The sequence below is a fragment of the Ruegeria sp. ABF4_144 genome, assembly GCF_056160045.1.
Map to the genome: position 1 here is coordinate 380,582 of NZ_JBSWWK010000001.1, position 17,358 is coordinate 397,939.

Below are 17,358 nucleotides of genomic sequence, written 5' to 3' on the forward strand. Positions count from 1 at the left end.
AGAGGGGGCAGACAGCCCCCTTTTTCCATCAGTCCAATGCGCGCAAACGCTTGATCAACGAAGACGTATCCCACCGGTTTCCGCCCAGTTTCTGCACATCCTTATAGAACTGATCGACCAGTGCGGTTACGGGCAAAGATGCCCCGGTCTCGTTGGCCGTCTCAAGGCAGATTCCCAGATCCTTGCGCATCCAGTCCACCGCAAAGCCGTGATCGAAGTGATCGTCCAGCATAGTCTCATACCGGTTCGCCATCTGCCAGCTGCCCGCCGCACCCTGGCTGATCACCTCAACGACCGAGCGTCCGTCGAGCCCGGCTTTCTCGGCAAAATGCAGGGCTTCGCTGAGGCCCTGAACCAGCCCGGCAATGGCTATTTGGTTGCACATCTTGGTCATCTGCCCCGCGCCGCTATCACCGATCCTGCGGCAGATTTTTGAGTAGACCTGCATGATTGGCTCGGCCGCATCATAGGCCGCTTGATCACCGCCACACATGATTGACAGAACGCCATTCTCGGCCCCTGCCTGACCGCCTGAGATCGGAGCGTCCACGAACGCGATACCCTGCGCCTGACCGGCTGCACAAAGCTCACGCGTCACCTTGGCTGAAACTGTGGTGTGGTCGACGAATACGGCCCCTTTGGCCATGCCGTGGAATGCGCCATCTGCGCCGGTGCAAACCATCCGCAGATCGTCATCGTTGCCGACGCAGGCCATCACGAATTCAGCACCCTGCGCGGCCTCTCTCGGCGTGGATGCCATCGTGCCGCCGTGTTGCGCAACCCACGCCTCCGCCTTTGCGGCGGTGCGATTGTAGACGGTTACCTCATGACCGGCCGCCTGCAGGTGGCCTGCCATTGGATAGCCCATGACGCCCAGGCCCAGAAACGCAACTTTTGCCATTTGGTGATCCTCTCTGCTGTCCGGTCCCATTTTGTTCGGCAGGCCGGAGTGTTGAGCAGAGACAAAGCAAAGCTGCGCCCAAAGAGCAACCCCGCGTCAGAGCTTGCCGCCCAAATCCTGTAGGATCGGGCAATCGGGACGGTCATCCCCGGCGCAGGCGTCGATCAGATGACCCAGCGTGTCGCGCATCGCGTTGAGGTCCGCAATCTTGGTCTCGATCTGCACCAGATGCGCCCGGGCAACCTTTTTGACATCGGCGCTGGCGCGGGTCTCATCTTCGTACAGAGCCATAAGGGTGCGGCAATCCTCGATGGTGAAGCCCAAGGCGCGGGCGCGGCCCAGAAAGTTCAGCTTGTGAACGTCCTGCGAGCGAAAACGGCGATAACCGTTATCGTCGCGCATCGGTTTGATCAGGCCGATATCCTCATAATACCGGATCGTCTTGGCGGGCAGGCCGGTCTTGGTGGCGACGTCTCCGATATTCATGGCGTGACCTCTTGCGTTTTGTGACTTTGCGCAGCCTCAGGAAGGCTTGCACGCACGCGGCGCAGGCGCAGCGCGTTCGAGACGACAAAGACGCTGGACAAGGCCATCGCCCCGGCAGCCAGGGCAGGGGACAGAAGGTGCCCGCTGAACGGATACAGTGCCCCGGCGGCCACCGGGATCAGCAGGATGTTATAGCCAAACGCCCAGCCGAGGTTCTGGCGGATGTTGCGCATGGTGCGGCGGCTGATCTCAACGGCGTTCGCCACACCGCGCAGATCGCCGGACATCAACACCACATCCGCTGTTTCAATGGCCACGTCGGTGCCGGTGCCAATGGCCACGCCGATATCTGCCGCCGCCAGCGCCGGGGCGTCGTTGATGCCATCCCCGACAAAAGCCAGCGTGCCGAACTGCTCGCGCAATGCGGTGATTGCGGCCAGCTTGCCATCCGGCAGAACCTCGGCCGTGACATGGTCGATGCCAAGTCGGTCAGCCAGAGCCTGCGCGGTGCGGGCATTGTCCCCGGTTACCATCGCCAGTGTCAGGCCCATTGCGTGTAGCCGTTTTAGTGCTTGTCGCGTACCGGGTTTGACCGGGTCCGAGACAGCAAGCAGCGCCGCAGCCTGTCCGTCGATTGCGACGAACAGCGGTGTGGCCCCTTCGCTGGCGCGCTGGTCGGCTTCGGCAGTCAGGTCAGCCAGATCGACATCGTGCTGTGCCATAAGGCGAGGGGACCCGATCAGGATGTTGCGCCCTTCGACCATTGCCTGAACACCCAGCCCGGTCAGTGACTTGAATCCCGAAGGCGATGGCAGATCTGCGGGGCCAGCGCGGGTGATTGCGGTGGCGATGGGGTGTTCGGATTGTGCCTCGACCGCTGCTGCCAGGCGCAGAACGGTGTCGCGGTCAAAGCCGTTTACAGAGGTTACGTTTTCTAGTTCAGGCCGCCCCAATGTCAGAGTGCCAGTCTTGTCCAGCGCGATCACCTTGGCCTGTTGCAACTGCTGGAGCGCATCACCCTTGCGGAACAAAACGCCCAGTTCTGCCGCGCGTCCGGTGCCCACCATAATCGAGGTTGGCGTTGCCAGACCCATAGCGCAGGGGCAGGCAATGATCAGGACTGAGACACCTGTGACCAACGCCATCGGCAAGGCCGGTGCCGGGCCAAAGATCAGCCAGACCGCGATAGTCAGCAGAGCGACGGTAATGACCACCGGCACGAACCAGGCGGTAATCCTATCCACCAACCCCTGAATCGGTAGTTTCGCCCCTTGCGCCTGCTCGACCATTCGGATGACCTGTGCCAGAACGGTGTCAGCCCCAACTCGCGTAGCGCAGACCCGCAACGCACCGGTGCCGTTGACCGTACCGCCGACGACTTGATCAGTGGGAGCTTTGCCAACGGGAACGGGTTCGCCGGTAATCATGCTTTCATCGACGTAAGAGGTTCCGTCCAGCACGTCTCCGTCCACCGGAACCCGCTCTCCGGGGCGGATTTGCAGGATATCCCCCACCGTGATCTCGGCAATCGGGCGATCGACGAAGGTGCCGTCCATTTCAACCCGTGCAGTTTTTGGCTGCAGCCCCACCAGCTTGCGGATGGCGGCGCCGGTGCGGCCCTTGGCGCGTGCCTCCATCACCCGTCCCAGCAGGATGAGGACCACGATGACCGAGGCGGCCTCGAAATACACATTGGCGCTGCCTTGCGGCAGGAGCTGAGGCGCAAAGGTCGCCGTGACCGAAAACAGATAGGCCGCGCCCGTACCCAAAGCCACAAGCGCGTTCATATCAGGTGATCTGCGAAGCAGTGAGGGGATGCCTTTTGCGTAGAAAACCCGCCCCGGGCCCAGCAACAGCACCGAGGTCAGCGCGAACTGAATGAGGTGGCTGTTCTGTATACCGATAGTGGCGTGGACCCAGTGGTGAAACGCCGGGATCAAGTGCCCGCCCATTTCCAGCACGAAAACAGGCAAAGCCAGTACTGCGGCGAATACTGTCGCTTTGGTAAGAGCATGGGCTTCTTCGGTTTTTGCCTGATCGGCTGGTGTTTCGGCTGTTTCCGCCACGCGCGCCGGATATCCGGCATCCTCGGACAGATTCGCCAACGCCTGCGGATCGATCGCGCCTTCAATATATGTGACCGTGGCACTTTCCGTGGCCAGATTGACCTGCGCTTCGACCACAGCCGGATCGGCGGTCAGGGCGCGCTCGATCCGTGACACGCATGACGCACAATTCATGCCGCCGATCTTCAGTACCGTTTGCCGCGTCGCAGCAGGGTAGCCCGCGCGGCCCAGCGCCTCGGTCACGGCGCCAATCTGACCGTCATAGGTGACCTGGGCGGTTTCGGTTGCGAAATTGACCGAGGCGTCGGACACGCCCGGCACATCGCGCAGCGCGGTTTCCACCCGCCCCACGCAAGACGCGCATCCCATGCCCGTAATTTTCAACTGAGTTGTCTGCGGCGTTGCCATCCGACTCATCCTGTAAGGAACTTTCCCCTCCAAATGGGGGTTCCAGTCACGGGAAGGTCAAGGGGCCATAGCAGATTTCTTCGAGATTTCTGGGGGCGAAGGTCAGCGGTCCAAGAGCTGATCCAACAAACGGGAATCGTAGATAGCAGGCGGAGTACTACGCACAGATTCCGGTGAGGCGAAAAAAGCCAGCGCCACGGCCATGATCAACAGCAAAGCGCCAATCACAAAAAGGCTGACAAAGTTCAGCGCAGATCGCAGCATGTTTGGGGCTCCTTCTGTCTGGAGTGACCAGTCAGGTCCGCGTGTCAGGACCGCTGGGCCAATTGCTGTTTCAGTTTTTCGTTCTCGGCCTGAAGCTGCGCCAGCTGCTGCCCAAGAGCGTTCAGATGCGGGCGCAGCTCTGCCTCGGTAAATCGTGGTGTGATATGGCGCGGGCAGTTCCAGTCCAGCGCCTCGACCCGAATGATCACGGCGCGTTCGGCTGGGGCTTCGGCGCCTTCGGGGTACAGGCTGGCCGCTGCGGCCTCACCCTCAGTAAACTCTACACGGCCCAGTATCTTGAGGCGCCGTTGGTTGGCATAGTCCATCAGGATCAATGCGATCCGGTCATTCCCGTCGAGGTTCCCGCGCGAGATATACTGTTTGTTGCCGGAAAAATCGGCGTAACCGATGGTTTGCGGGCCTAGTACCTTGAGGAAACCGATCGGCCCGCCGCGGTATTGGACATAGGGCCATCCACTTTCGGAAACGGTGGATTGGTAAAACCCGTCGCGCGCTTGAATGAACGCCTTTTCGGCCGATCCGATCTGGTGCCCCTGCTGCGGGCCGCCTTCGATGAACTTGGCGTAGGTCCCGGCCGAGCCCATCCTCTCCTGATGTGCTCGAACGGCAGGGGTGAACGTCAGTTCGGAAAAGGCGCGCGGCATGATCTATCCTCTCACAATCTCAGGTCAGACAGACCGGGATGATCGTCAGGGCGGGGGCCTTGGGGCCAGTGAAACAGGCGACCATCCTCGGAAATAGGTAAGTCGTTCAACGAGGCATGTCGCTTGGCCATTCGACCATCTTCGGCAAACTCCCAGTTTTCGTTGCCATATGATCGGAACCACTGACCGCTGTCGTCGCGCCATTCATACGCGTATCGGACAGCAATTCTGTTGCCGGAAAATGCCCATAGTTCCTTGATCAGCCGGTAGTCCAGCTCCTTGTTCCACTTGCGTGTCAAAAAGGCGTGGATTGCTTCGTGACCGCTAAGGAACTCTGACCGGTTCCGCCACTGACTGTCATCGGTGTAGGCCGGCGTGACTACATCCGCATCACGGCTGTTCCACGCGTTTTCGGCCATGCGGACCTTTTGCGTGGCGCTTTCCAACGTGAAAGGCGGCAGAGGAGGGCGGCTCATGGCATGGTCTTTCATGTCAGGGCAGCGGCAATCAGCGCCAATGTCAAAAGAACGGGGACGTACTGGGGGGAGAAAAGGCTGGCATGGCGTCTCATTTGATCGCTCCAAAGTTAACAGATCGGTACATCTTGGTTCAATGTGTACTGATCGGTAAACTTTTGCAAGTCTTATTTTGCAACTGCCCAGAGCTCTCTCGACAGTTGTGATTTCAGCGCTCGGCCATTATGTACTGATCTGTACAGCCAGGAGCTTGCCCATGCGCCCTAACAAAAGAGACGAACTGGTCCGCAAGGCCCTGCAGGTTTTCTACCGTGATGGCTTTCACGCCACCGGAATGGACAAGCTGGTGGTTGAGACGGGCGTCTCCAAGACCTCGATGTACAAGCATTTCCGCACCAAAGAGGATCTGATACTTGCCGCGCTGCAGTTGCGGGACGAGAGCTTTCGCGAAGATTTCCTGCGCCGTATCAGTGAGTTGTCGGATACCCCCGCCGGGCAGTTGATCGCTAGTTTCGATGCGCTGGGCGAGTGGTTCAGTGAAGAAGACTATCGCGGCTGCATGTTCATCAAGGCCGGGGCGGAGTTTCAGGAAGGCGATCATCCGATCCACAAACAGTCGGCGGAACACAAGCAGATCTTGCTGGATCATTTCACCGACCTTGCCCGTCAGGCAGGTGCGCGCGATCCGGAACACCTGGCCTGTCAGATCGTACTGTTGCAGGAGGGTGCGATTGTCTCAGCGGTGTTTCTGAAGTCTTGCAATCCGGCACAGGGCGCCAAGGCTGCCGCGCAGATTCTTGTGGACAACGCACTGGAGTGAACGGCACCCGATCGTGAAAACGACGTTGCGTTGCATGTCTTGCCAGCGGATTGGATTGAGAAACTTCCAAAGCTAGGCTGATGGGGCATAGGCAAGGGGAGGACATCGTATGCCGCTTTTTACCACCACCGCCGGTTGGGCGACCGATGAACATCAGATGTTTGCCGAAATGGCGGATCGGTTCATGGGGGACGAACTGGTTCCCAATCTCGACCGCTGGAATGAAAACGGTGTCGTCGATCGGGACATGTGGCGCAAGGCGGGCGAAATGGGGTTGATGGCGGGTGCGATCCCTGAAGCCTATGGCGGGGTTGGGGGCGGCATCGGCTTTGATGCGGTGACGCTGTATGCGCAGGCATCGCGAGGAGATTCTGGCTGGGGGTATGCAATCCAGAGCATCGTCGTTCACTACATCAGCACCTATGGCAGTGAAGATCAGAAGCAGAAATGGCTGCCGCTTCTGGCCTCGGGCGAGATGGTGGGCGCACTTGCCATGACCGAACCCAGCACCGGTTCGGACGTGCAATCCATTCGAACGACCGCGGATAAGGATGGCAACTCCTATCGGCTGAACGGGTCCAAGATTTTCATCACCAATGGACAATCGGCAGACCTGATCCTTGTGGCCTGCAAGACCGACAAGTCACAGGGCTCGAAGGGTGTCTCTCTGATTGCTGTTGAAACCGAAGGCGCGGAGGGTTTCCGCAAGGGGCGGAACCTGAAGAAGTTGGGCATGAAGGCCAATGACACGGCCGAGTTGTTTTTTGAAGACGTCAAGGTGCCGATGACCAATCTTCTGGGCCCGGAAGAGGGCCAGGGTTTCTATCAGATGATGAAACAGTTGCCGTGGGAGCGTCTGACCATCGGCATCGGCGCGCTGGGCGCAATCGACTTCGCCATCTCTGAAACGGTGAAGTACACGCAAGAGCGTAAGGCGTTCGGCCAACGGGTGATGGATTTCCAGAATACCCGCTTTAAACTGGCCGAGTGCAAAACCAAGGCCGAGGTCCTGCGCAGTTTCGTCAATGACTGCATCGCGCGGCTTGAGGCAGGTACGTTGGATGCTGCCACGGCCTCGATGGTGAAATACTGGGGTTCGGAAGTTCAGAACGAAGTCATGCATGAATGCCTGCAATTGTTTGGCGGTTACGGGTTCATGATGGAATACCCGATCGCCCGCCTTTACGCGGATGCGCGCGTGCAGATGATCTATGGCGGTACTAATGAGATCATGAAGGAACTCATCGCTCGGTCAATAGACACCTAACCGAACCTGTAAGTCTCCGGCCCGTCGTCGACGTTTCTGGCGAAACATCTCCTCCCGTTGGGCCAGGCCGAAGGCCGCGCACTGTGCGCTCGATCACTTTCTTACAGATGTGGCGTTTGTGTGATCTGACTTTGCAGCCAAAGGCGAAACGACCTGAGCGGTTCGGATTCCGCGCGGGATTGCGGCCAGACTAGGTAGAAATCCCCAAGGCTCACCCCCGGACCGCGCCAGGCCTGCACCAGCCGTCCCGCCTTCAGGTCGGCCTCGACCAGATAGCTGGGCAGCAATGCAACGCCCAGTCCGTGAATTGTGGCCTGCCCCATGGTCGAGAACTGGTCGAACAACATCCCGCGAATTCCGGTAACCTCGCGCCCTTGTGCAGTAAACCACTGCTCCCAGGCATCGGGGCGCGTTTCGAGGTGCAGCAAAGGGGCGTCAGTCAGCCATCCGATGTCTTCCGCGTTGTCGGGCAGCAGATCGGGCGCGCATACTGGCAGAACATCTTCACGCATTATGCGCAGATAGTTGACGCCAGCCCAGTCACGCTGGCCAAAATGTATGGCAGCGTCGAAGTGTTCGGTGTCAAAGTCGAACGGCCGAAGCCGCGTGTTCAGGTTCACCGTAACCTCCGGGTGGCTGCGCGCGAAATCCTGTAGGCGCGGGGCCAGCCAGTGCATACCGAAGGCGGGCAGGATCGACAGGTTCAGCGACCCTCCGGTCGGGTTGGCTTTTAACTTCAGCGATGCCTGCGCCAGTTGGGTCAGTGCGGTGCGCGCGACCTGCACGTATTCTTGCGCCGCGGGTGTCAGGTGCAGCCGCATCTGGCTGCGCTGGATCAGGTCCACGCCCAGTTGCTCTTCCATCGACTTCAGCTGTCGGCTGATCGCACTTTGCGTCAGGGACAGCTCGTCTGCTGCCGCGGAGGCGCTGCCGAGGCGATCAACGGCCTCAAGTGCCAGCAAAGATGGGATCGAGGGCAAGAACCGACGCGGGGCAATCATATTACAAATCCTCATACCTTTCGGATGGAATATCACTGGCATTTGCCGTGCACCAGCCCGATACACATACAGGCTTTTCTTTTGGGTGACCGGGTAAGAACCCGCGTGCTATCCATGACGAAATCGCCCATCTAACAAGTTGAAAGACCAGGGAACAGGCCATGGATCGCGCTCAGATCGTTCACGAAAACTTCCTGAACCGGGTCGCGAAAGGTGACTTTCCCGAAGGCTCGGCACCTCGACCGAGCCTTAGTAACTCGGATGCGGTATCGCTGTTTCGATCTCAGGTGCTTAGCCGGGCATTAGACCGCACCAGCCGAGCAATGCAGAAAGCAGGGCAAGGGTTCTATACCATCGGCTCATCCGGGCATGAGGGGATGGCGGCCGTGGCGCACGCCTTGCGCCCGACCGATATTGCGTTTCTCCACTATCGCGATGCTGCGTTTCAGATTGCTCGGGCCGAACAGGTTCCCGGCCAGCAGATCGCTTGGGATATGCTGCTTAGTTTTGCCTGCTCCAAAGAAGATCCGACTTCGGGCGGGCGTCACAAAGTGCTTGGCTCCAAGGCGCTGATGATCCCACCGCAGACCTCGACCATTGCCAGCCATTTGCCCAAGGCGGTTGGCGCTGCCTATAGTCTAGGCGCGGCCCGACGGCACGCCCCCGAGCATCGGGAGCTGCCCGAAGACGGGATAGCGATGTGCTCGTTTGGCGACGCTTCGGCCAACCATTCCACGGCGCAAGGCGCAATCAACACCGCCGGATGGACCAGCGTGCAATCGACGCCGCTGCCGCTGCTGTTTGTGTGCGAGGACAATGGCATCGGCATCTCGGTGAAAACGCCGAAGGGCTGGATACAGGCGTCGATGGAACATCGCCCCGGTATTAAGTTTTTTCAGGCCAACGGCTTGGACATTTATGAGACTTATGCCGTGGCAAAGGAGGCCGCCGAATATGTGCGCACCCGCCGTAAACCGGCCTTTCTGCATCTGAAAACCGTGCGCCTTTACGGTCATGCGGGCGCGGATGTGCCGACCACATATCTGTCGAAATCTGAGGTCGAAGCTGACGAGGCCAATGATCCCTTGCTACACTCTGTGCGTTTGTTGGATCAGGCAGGTGCGTTGTCGCCAACTGAAGCTCTGAAAATCTACGAAGATACCTGCGCCCGTACCGATCGTATCGCGGTCGAGGCGGCAACCCGCCCGCATTTGGCCACTGCCGCTGAGGTGATGGCCAGTCTGATCCCTCCCAAACGCCCCTGCAAACCCACCAACGGCCCCAGCGCCGAGGCGCGGGCCAAGGCCTTTGGCGGGGACATGCGCGCGATGGAAGACCCTCAGCCCATGAGCCGCCTCATCAACTGGGCGCTAACCGATCTGATGCTGGAACATGGTGAGATCGTTAGTATGGGTGAAGACGTGGGCCGCAAAGGGGGCGTCTATGGCGTGACCCAGAAACTACAGCAACGGTTCGGGCCAGATCGGGTGATCGACACATTGCTGGACGAACAGTCGATTCTGGGGCTGGCGATTGGCATGGGGCATAACGGCTTCATCCCGATCCCGGAAATCCAGTTCCTCGCATATTTGCACAATGCCGAGGATCAGATCCGGGGCGAGGCCGCGACCCTGCCGTTTTTCTCGAACGGTCAGTTCACCAACCCGATGGTGCTGCGGATTGCGGGGTTAGGCTATCAGAAAGGGTTCGGCGGGCATTTCCACAACGACAACTCTCTGGCGGTGTTGCGGGACATTCCGGGTGTGATCATCGCCTGCCCCTCCAGCGGGTCGGACGCAGCGCAGATGATGCGCGAATGTGTGCGTTTGGCGCGGGAAGAGCAGCGCGTGGTGGTGTTCCTGGAACCCATTGCCCTCTACCCGATGCGAGACCTGCACGAGGCGCAGGATGGCGGGTGGATGACCACCTATCCCTCACCCGATCAACGCATTGCGTTGGGCGAGGTGGGCGTGCATGGGGATGGCACCGATCTGGCCATCGTGACCTATGGCAATGGGCACTACCTGTCGAAACAGGCCTTGCTCGAGCTTGAGGCCGCCGGCGTGACGACCCGGATCATCGACATGCGTTGGCTCGCGCCGCTGCCGGTCGGAGCTCTGCGCGAGGCCACCAAACCCTGCGCGCATGTTCTGGTTGTGGACGAATGCCGCCGCACCGGCAGCCAGTCCGAGGCGCTGATGACGTTCTTTACCGAGGAAAGCCCCGATACCCCTACCGCCCGCGTTGCGGCGGAGGATTGTTTTATCGCCACCGGCCCGGCCTATGCCGCACCGCTGCCGTCGAAAGACGGCATTGTTGCTGCCGCGCTAGCTTTGACCGGAGGCCGCCCATGACCCGCACTGCTGTTGTGATCTGCCCCGGGCGGGGCACCTATAACAAACCCGAGCTGGGCTATCTGCATCGTCATCACGCGCAGCGGATGGACCTGTTTCGTAGTTTCGACGCCATCCGCACCGAGTCAGGGCAGGAGGCCGTGATCGCGCTGGATGATGCCAGCGGCTTTACGGTCAGCAAGTATTCCCGCGGTGATGTGGCCTCACCCTTGATCTATGCGGCCTCGTTGGCCGACGCTCAGGCCGTGGCAGAGGATATCGATGTCGTCGCCGTCACCGGCAATTCGATGGGATGGTACATTACGCTGGCCGCAGGTGGCGCCCTGTCACCGCAAGATGGGTTCCGGGTGGTGAACACCATGGGCACGCTGATGCAAGAACAGCTGATCGGTGGCCAATTGGTCTATCCGTTCGTGGATGAAAGCTGGGAAAACGATGCTGCCCGCAAGGCTGAATTGTTGGCGGATGTGGCGCAGATCGACGCGTCTGATGGGTGTGATCTGGCACTGTCCATTGATCTGGGCGGGATGTTGGTTCTTGCGGGCAATGAGGCCGGACTCAAAGCGTTTGAAGCCGCACACCCGACAATTCAGGACCGTTTCCCGATGCGGCTTCCCAATCACGCGGCCTTTCACACCGCGTTGCAAGCCTCCGTTGCCGCCGAAGGGCGCGCCCGGCTGAGGGCCGAGATGTTTGGCCAACCCGAACGCCCCCTGATCGACGGACGTGGCAAAGTATGGTGGCCGGGTGCGACGGACACGCAGGCGCTTTGGGATTATACGCTGGGCCATCAGGTGACCGAGGCCTATGACTTTACCCGCGCGATTCAAACCGCCGCGCGTGAATTTGCTCCTGATCTGTTTATAGTGACCGGCCCCGGTGCGACGCTGGGTGGGGCTGTGGCGCAATCGCTGGTTCTGGCCAACTGGCGCAGCATGTCCGACAAGGCGGCGTTCCAGGCGCAGCAGGACGCGCAGTCTTTCCTGATCGCCATGGGTCGGGATGATCAAAGGGTGCTTGCAACCGGCTGATCCAGCCCCGATGATCCCCGCAAATTCAAGGAGTCTCGCGTGAGTGACCATGATAAGTCCCTCTGGCTGAAGACTTGCCGCGAGCATGTCGAAAGTCATCCCCTGACCAGTGATATGACCGTTGATCTGGCGGTGATCGGTGGGGGCTATACAGGCTGTTCCGCCGCGCTGACGGCGGCGCAGGCGGGGGCGTCGGTGTGCCTGCTCGAGGCGCAGGAAATCGGTCACGGCGGCTCGGGCCGCAATGTCGGGCTTGCGAATGCCGGGTTGTGGTTGCCACCCGACGAAATTCGCCAGCATCTAGGGGACGAGGCCGGGGATCGCCTAATCGATCTGCTGGCTGCTGCACCGGGTGATGTGTTTGATCTGGTCGAACAGCATGACATCAACTGCGAACCGGTGCGGAACGGAACCCTGCATTGCGCGCATTCGGCCAAAGGGTTGCGGGACCTGCAGGCGAGATACACGCAGTTATCCGCCACGGGTGCTCCGGTTGAATTAGTATCCGCCGACCAAACAGCGCAGCGCACCGGCAGCGCCGCGTTTCAGGGTGCTTTGTACGATCCACGTGCGGGAACGATCCAGCCGCTCAGCTATGTCCGGGGCCTTGCCCGCGCAGCCGCCGAAGCGGGGGCGCATATCGCGACCCAAAACCCGGTGCAATCCATGCACCACAGCGGTGGTGTTTGGATGCTGAAAACCCCTCGGGGCACGGTGCGTGCGAAATCGGTGGTCCAGGCCACCAATGCGTATCATCAGGGGCTGCAGGCCACGGCCCCCGAATATGTGCCGGTCTACTATTTCCAGTTCTCGACCGCCCCTCTGTCGGACAATCTGCGTACAAGTGTTTTGCCGGGCGGAGAGGGGTGCTGGGATACTGGCCTGATTATGACCTCGTTCCGGATGGACGCCGAGGGGCGCCTGATCATCGGTGCGATGGGTGATCTGGGGCAGGCGGGCCGCGCCGCCCACACCGCCTGGATCAGGCGCAAACTGGCCGAGCTTTTCCCGCAATTGGCCGACCAGCCGCTGATCGAAGGGTGGCACGGGCGGATCGCCATGACCTCGGACCATATTCCCAAGATTACGCAGATCGGTCCCAACGCCCTGTCGGTGCATGGGTATTCCGGGCGTGGTATCGGTCCCGGCACCGTATTTGGTCGGCTTGCCGCAGAAAGCCTGCTGCAGGGTGATCCGTCACTGCTGCCCGTTCCGGCGGTTCCCGAATACCACGAAAGCTGGACCGGCCTGCGCCATGCCTATTTCGAAACCGGTGCGGCGTTGACCCATTTCGTCAAGGCGCGGTTCTGATTGCGGCGGCTTAGCCCTGCAACGCTGCGGCCACGACCTCGATCCGGTCGCGAAGCCAGCGATGGGCAGGATCGTTGGTCGAACGCTGGTGCCAGACCATGTAGATCGAAACCGGCTTGCACTCGAATGGCAGCGGCGCGCAATCCAGCGCGGCCAACGGGCCCTGTTTCATCAGCAGCGTGTCGGTTGAGATCAGATCGCTGCCCTTCACAAAGGGCGGGATGGCATTGAAATGCGGCAGGGTGACGGTAGGCGGCCGGATCTGGGTCTGATCCACACCTCGCATCACTGCTCGGGAACTGCGCCCGTCGGCGAAGCGCACCTCGACATGTTCGGTTTCACAATAGCTTTGCCAACTGTCCGGCGGATTGCGCCGCGTGGCGTCGTAGAAGATCATCAACGGGCTGAACAGCACGCGTTTCTGGAAGATATCCGGCCCATCAGGGGGAAGAGGGCTCAGCATCAATTGGCACCGATCACTGCGCAGCAGGTTCGGATCGGGGACGCCCGAGGGAATGAACCCCAGCCGCAACCGGACGCCCTCGGCCCGCAACGCGCGCAGCAGCGGCGGAAAGATCAACTCGCGCGGCATGTCGTTGGTGGCGATCTGGACGCTGATCTCTTCGGCCAGCGGATCGAACGGGCGATCATCGGTCAGCGCGCGCATTCCGTCCAGCACTTGTTGAACTGGCTCTTTTAATGCCAGGGCGCGTTCGGTCGGCGTCAGACCCTGACCCGAGCGTACGAACAGCGGATCACCCAGCACCTGCCGCAGCTTGGCCAGCGTGTGGCTGATCGCCGATTGCGTCACCCCCAGACGATCGGCGGCTTTCGAGACCGAGCTTTCCTCGAGGATAATCAGGAAGGTCCGCAGAACCTTGCCGTCCAGATCGGTGAAATCAGTTTTGCTCATACCATCTATGACTAGTCATGAATGGATTTGCGGTCCAGTGCACATTAGGTGACACTGATGATAAGGAGGCACGCAATGGGAATCCGCTTTTTCTCGGACAAGAACCGGCCGGTTCATATGGGTAAGTACCCGCTGGAGCGGTTGGCCCGGCAGGCATCCATGCCTGACTTGTCTGTGGTGAAGCCGATGCAAACGCTAAGCTTTCATCGCCCCGATCAGCCCGCAAGCATCGTCAACGCGATGGGTGAATTTCAGGCGATGATGGACACCATCCGTGACGGGTTCGTGAACCCGGTGGCCTCGGAGATTCCAGCCGATCCGGCGGAGCGCGCCAACCACTTGAAGGCATTTGGCTATTTCAACGATGCTTCGATGATGGGGTGCGGCCCGCTGCCGCCCGAGGCGATGCTGTCCGGACCCCGCCGCAATCCTGATATTGAACGGCTGGCCCATGCGCTGAAAACGCGGCAGACCAAGACGCTGGCCTCCGGCATCGACCTGATCATGGCAGACCTCAAGGAAAGTATGGAAGCCGCGCCCCGGCCGATGGGCACGCACCGCCATGCCATCGTCTTTCTTTATGAACACAATCGTGACCCCGATCCGGACGAGCCCGGCGCGGACTGGATCACTGACGCGCAGGATCACCGGGCCTGCCTGCTGGCGACCGAAAACGCGGTGGTCATAGCCAACTATATCCGCCTGCTGGGCTTTGACGCGCGGGCGCATACGGCGATGTCATCCGAGGTCGATCTGGGCAAGCTGGCGGTTTCGGCGGGTTTGGCCTCGGTAGAGGGTGGCGATATTGTGGCCCCGTGGCTGGGCAAGCGGTTCGGTCTGGCCGCCGTGACCACCGAGATGGAGATTGCCCACGACCAGCCCCTGCAGCCGATGGCGCAGCAGCCGTGGTTCCGTACTCAGGGGCCCGCGTGGTGGTTGGGCACGGGGTTTGCGAAGAACGCCTTGAATCGTGACCGCTACGCCAAACGACGTTATGTGGACGGGGCGCATCCGTTCGATACCCTCAAACGGGTTGAGACGCCAACAACCTATATCGACGAAGAAAACGTCGCCCGCGTTCCCAAACGCGCAGACATGTTTGCGCGGGCGCAATTCGGGGATATGGGCAAGCATCTGCAGGATGCGGCGAAGGGTGGCCACTATGTACGCAAGTCCGCGCCGAGTTTCGCGCAACGCCGCGCGCTGGGCGCGTTTGTTCTTCTGCAGGACGGCGACAGCGCCGATGCGACGCCGCCGACCGACGCCGCCCGCAACGCTGCGAACATAAAGGCCGCGACTTATTTCCTTGGCGTGGATGCGGTGGGTCTCAGCCGGTGTCCCGAATGGGCGTGGTATTCCCATGATGCGACGGGCGAGGAGATCACTCCTCCACACGATCAGGCCATCAGTATGATCATCGATCAGGGCTATGAAACGATGGAGGGCGCCAGCGGCGACGACTGGATCAGCGTCGCCCAGTCCATGCGCGCCTATCTGCGCTTTTCGCTTTTGGGTGGTGTGATCGCGCAGCAGATCCGAAATCTCGGTTACAAAGCCAAGGCGCACACGGTGATGGATGGTGAGGTGCTGCAGCCTCCGCTGTTGTTGTTGTCCGGGCTGGGTGAGGTCAGCCGGATCGGAGAGGTTATTTTGAACCCCTATCTTGGACCGCGTTTGAAATCCGGCGCAGTGACGACGGATATGCCGATGACGTACGACAAGCCGATTGATTTCGGCCTGCAGACATTTTGTGAAAGCTGCAACAAATGCGCGCGTGAGTGCCCCTCGGGGGCGATAACAGCCGGGCCAAAGCTGATGTTCAACGGCTATGAAATCTGGAAATCCGACAGCCAGAAATGCGCCACCTACCGAGTGACCACGCCCGGAGGCGCAATGTGCGGGCGGTGCATGAAGACCTGCCCGTGGAACCTTGAAGGTATATTCAAGGAACGTCCTTTCCGTTGGGCGGCGATGAACATTCCTCAAGCTGCGCCTGCCTTGGCAAAACTGGACGATGTGGTTGGTAATGGTGGTCTGAACGACACCAAGAAATGGTGGTGGGATATCGAATTGCAGCCGGATGGTGCTTATCGCCCGACCGAACATCCGCTGAACCGGCGGGGCTTGCAAACAGATCTGGACCTGAAATACCAGGATCAGACGCTGGCTGTTTACCCGGCCTACTTGGCGCCGCACCCCTGGCCCTATCCCTTTGTCATGGATCGCGAGGCCGGCATTGCTGCCTATCAGGCGATGGTTACGGCTGAAGAGTACAAAGCCAGAAAGGCTGTGGGCGACCTGTCGGTGATCCACCGCTATACCATCGCCGGCGATGCGCCTGTCATGCGGGTCGAATTGACGAAGGTCGATAAGATGACGGCTGACGTGACCAAATACGAGTTTTCTGCGCTTAACGGCGCAACGCTGCCGGAATGGACCGCGGGCGCGCATCTGGATGTGCTGGTCGCGCCGGAATTCCTGCGGCAATACTCCATGTCCGGTGACCCCTCGGATCGGACGGCCTATCAGATCGGAGTGTTGCGCGAGGATGAAGGCCGCGGCGGTTCGGCCCTGTTGCATCGTATCTTCAACGAGGGGCGCAAGGTCTTCATCTCGAAACCAATCAACCATTTCGAACTGGATGAGGCGGCGACAAAGACATTTCTGATGGCCGGCGGTATCGGCATCACGCCGATGATCGCCTTTGCCCACCGCCTGCACAGCTTAGGTAAACCGTTCGAGCTACACTATTCCGCCAGCACCCGCGCCGGGGCGGGGTATTTGGGCGATCTGGCCGCAATGCCCTGGGCAGATCACGTGCATTACCATTTTTCGGACGAAGGGACGCGCGCTGATCTGGACGCGATCCTGTCCGGCTATCAGGACAATTGGCATGTCTACACCTGCGGCCCGGATCGATATATGGACGGCGTCATACAGGCGGCGGAACGACAGGGCTTCCCTGAGGACGCCCGGCATCTTGAGTATTTCTCGGTTCCCGAACAGCCGGATTATGTAAACCATCCGTTCACGCTGAAGCTGTTGCTTTCGGGGCGTGAGTTGACGGTCCCAGCCGAAAAAGATGCCGCGCAGGTGTTGAACGAGGCCGGAATTCACGTGGATGTGAAATGCGCTGATGGTATCTGCGGGGTCTGCAAGTGTGGTGTTGTTTCCGGCGAAATCGAACATCGCGACTTCGTTCTGTCCAACAAACAACGCGAGAGCGCTATCATTCTATGTCAAAGCCGCGCGGCGCATCCCGATGGCGTGATCGAGCTCGACCTCTGACACAAGGTCTGGAAACGACCTTCAGTGATAGTAAAATTGGTCGCTCCTGCCATGGACGCCGGGGAGATGCTGCACTAACGTCCCTTGCGAACCCAGTGAATCCTGAT

The 17,358-nt window shown here is 60.1% G+C and carries 14 protein-coding genes; 6 read left to right on the forward strand and 8 right to left on the reverse strand.

Going from position 1 to position 17,358, the window contains the following annotated elements; genetic code table 11:
- Positions 1-28: 28 nt before the first annotated feature.
- The 6 genes from ACXAGD_RS01975 to ACXAGD_RS02000 all read right to left on the reverse strand — a co-directional run bounded on the left by ACXAGD_RS01975 (position 29) and on the right by ACXAGD_RS02000 (position 5,266).
- The gene (locus ACXAGD_RS01975; RefSeq protein WP_475208170.1) at positions 29-901 is read right to left on the reverse strand and encodes an NAD(P)-dependent oxidoreductase; all 873 of its coding nucleotides are present in this window, start codon (positions 899-901) and stop codon (positions 29-31) included.
- A gap of 96 nt (positions 902-997) precedes the next feature.
- Positions 998-1,387, reverse strand: a complete 390-nt coding sequence (cueR, locus tag ACXAGD_RS01980; RefSeq protein ID WP_475208171.1) for a Cu(I)-responsive transcriptional regulator — start codon at positions 1,385-1,387, stop codon at positions 998-1,000.
- Positions 1,384-3,861, reverse strand: coding sequence for a heavy metal translocating P-type ATPase (locus tag ACXAGD_RS01985; protein ID WP_475208173.1), 2,478 nt, complete (start codon positions 3,859-3,861; stop codon positions 1,384-1,386). The genes cueR and ACXAGD_RS01985 overlap by 4 nt, the downstream gene beginning before the upstream one ends.
- Before the next feature lie 102 nt (positions 3,862-3,963).
- Positions 3,964-4,125 (reverse strand): hypothetical protein, encoded by a 162-nt coding sequence (locus ACXAGD_RS01990; protein ID WP_475208174.1) that lies wholly within the window; start codon positions 4,123-4,125, stop codon positions 3,964-3,966.
- A 44-nt stretch (positions 4,126-4,169) separates the two neighbouring features.
- Positions 4,170-4,790, reverse strand: coding sequence for a pyridoxamine 5'-phosphate oxidase family protein (locus ACXAGD_RS01995; RefSeq protein ID WP_475208175.1), 621 nt, complete (start codon positions 4,788-4,790; stop codon positions 4,170-4,172).
- An 11-nt stretch (positions 4,791-4,801) separates the two neighbouring features.
- Positions 4,802-5,266: a nuclear transport factor 2 family protein gene (locus ACXAGD_RS02000; protein WP_475208176.1), complete on the reverse strand. Its 465-nt coding sequence runs from the start codon at positions 5,264-5,266 to the stop codon at positions 4,802-4,804.
- Between the two features lie 256 nt (positions 5,267-5,522).
- Between ACXAGD_RS02000 and ACXAGD_RS02005 the strand changes: the two genes are divergently transcribed.
- Entirely contained in the window at positions 5,523-6,086 is a 564-nt protein-coding gene (locus ACXAGD_RS02005; protein ID WP_475208177.1) for a TetR/AcrR family transcriptional regulator, read from the forward strand.
- A gap of 109 nt (positions 6,087-6,195) precedes the next feature.
- Positions 6,196-7,353 carry an acyl-CoA dehydrogenase family protein gene (locus tag ACXAGD_RS02010; RefSeq protein WP_475208178.1) on the forward strand — a complete coding sequence of 386 codons (1,158 nt, stop codon included), beginning with the start codon at positions 6,196-6,198 and terminating at the stop codon, positions 7,351-7,353.
- 101 nt (positions 7,354-7,454) lie between these two features.
- Here the strand turns inward: ACXAGD_RS02010 and ACXAGD_RS02015 are convergent, their stop codons facing one another.
- On the reverse strand, positions 7,455-8,354 hold the full coding sequence (locus tag ACXAGD_RS02015) for a LysR substrate-binding domain-containing protein (RefSeq protein WP_475208179.1): 900 nt from the start codon (positions 8,352-8,354) through the stop codon (positions 7,455-7,457).
- Between the two features lie 161 nt (positions 8,355-8,515).
- On the opposite strand from ACXAGD_RS02015, the gene ACXAGD_RS02020 reads away from it, so the two are divergent.
- From ACXAGD_RS02020 to ACXAGD_RS02030, 3 genes are read left to right on the forward strand one after another with little or no spacing between them, the layout of a single operon-like run.
- Positions 8,516-10,708 (forward strand): dehydrogenase E1 component subunit alpha/beta, encoded by a 2,193-nt coding sequence (locus ACXAGD_RS02020; RefSeq protein ID WP_475208181.1) that lies wholly within the window; start codon positions 8,516-8,518, stop codon positions 10,706-10,708.
- Positions 10,705-11,739, forward strand: a complete 1,035-nt coding sequence (locus ACXAGD_RS02025; RefSeq protein ID WP_475208182.1) for an ACP S-malonyltransferase — start codon at positions 10,705-10,707, stop codon at positions 11,737-11,739. The genes ACXAGD_RS02020 and ACXAGD_RS02025 overlap by 4 nt, the downstream gene beginning before the upstream one ends.
- Before the next feature lie 39 nt (positions 11,740-11,778).
- Positions 11,779-13,050, forward strand: a complete 1,272-nt coding sequence (locus ACXAGD_RS02030; protein ID WP_475208183.1) for an NAD(P)/FAD-dependent oxidoreductase — start codon at positions 11,779-11,781, stop codon at positions 13,048-13,050.
- A gap of 10 nt (positions 13,051-13,060) precedes the next feature.
- On the opposite strand, the gene ACXAGD_RS02035 is transcribed toward ACXAGD_RS02030, so the two are convergent.
- Positions 13,061-13,963 (reverse strand): LysR family transcriptional regulator, encoded by a 903-nt coding sequence (locus ACXAGD_RS02035; RefSeq protein ID WP_475208184.1) that lies wholly within the window; start codon positions 13,961-13,963, stop codon positions 13,061-13,063.
- 75 nt (positions 13,964-14,038) lie between these two features.
- On the opposite strand from ACXAGD_RS02035, the gene ACXAGD_RS02040 reads away from it, so the two are divergent.
- Entirely contained in the window at positions 14,039-17,251 is a 3,213-nt protein-coding gene (locus tag ACXAGD_RS02040; RefSeq protein WP_475208185.1) for a reductive dehalogenase, read from the forward strand.
- Positions 17,252-17,358 lie beyond the last annotated feature (107 nt).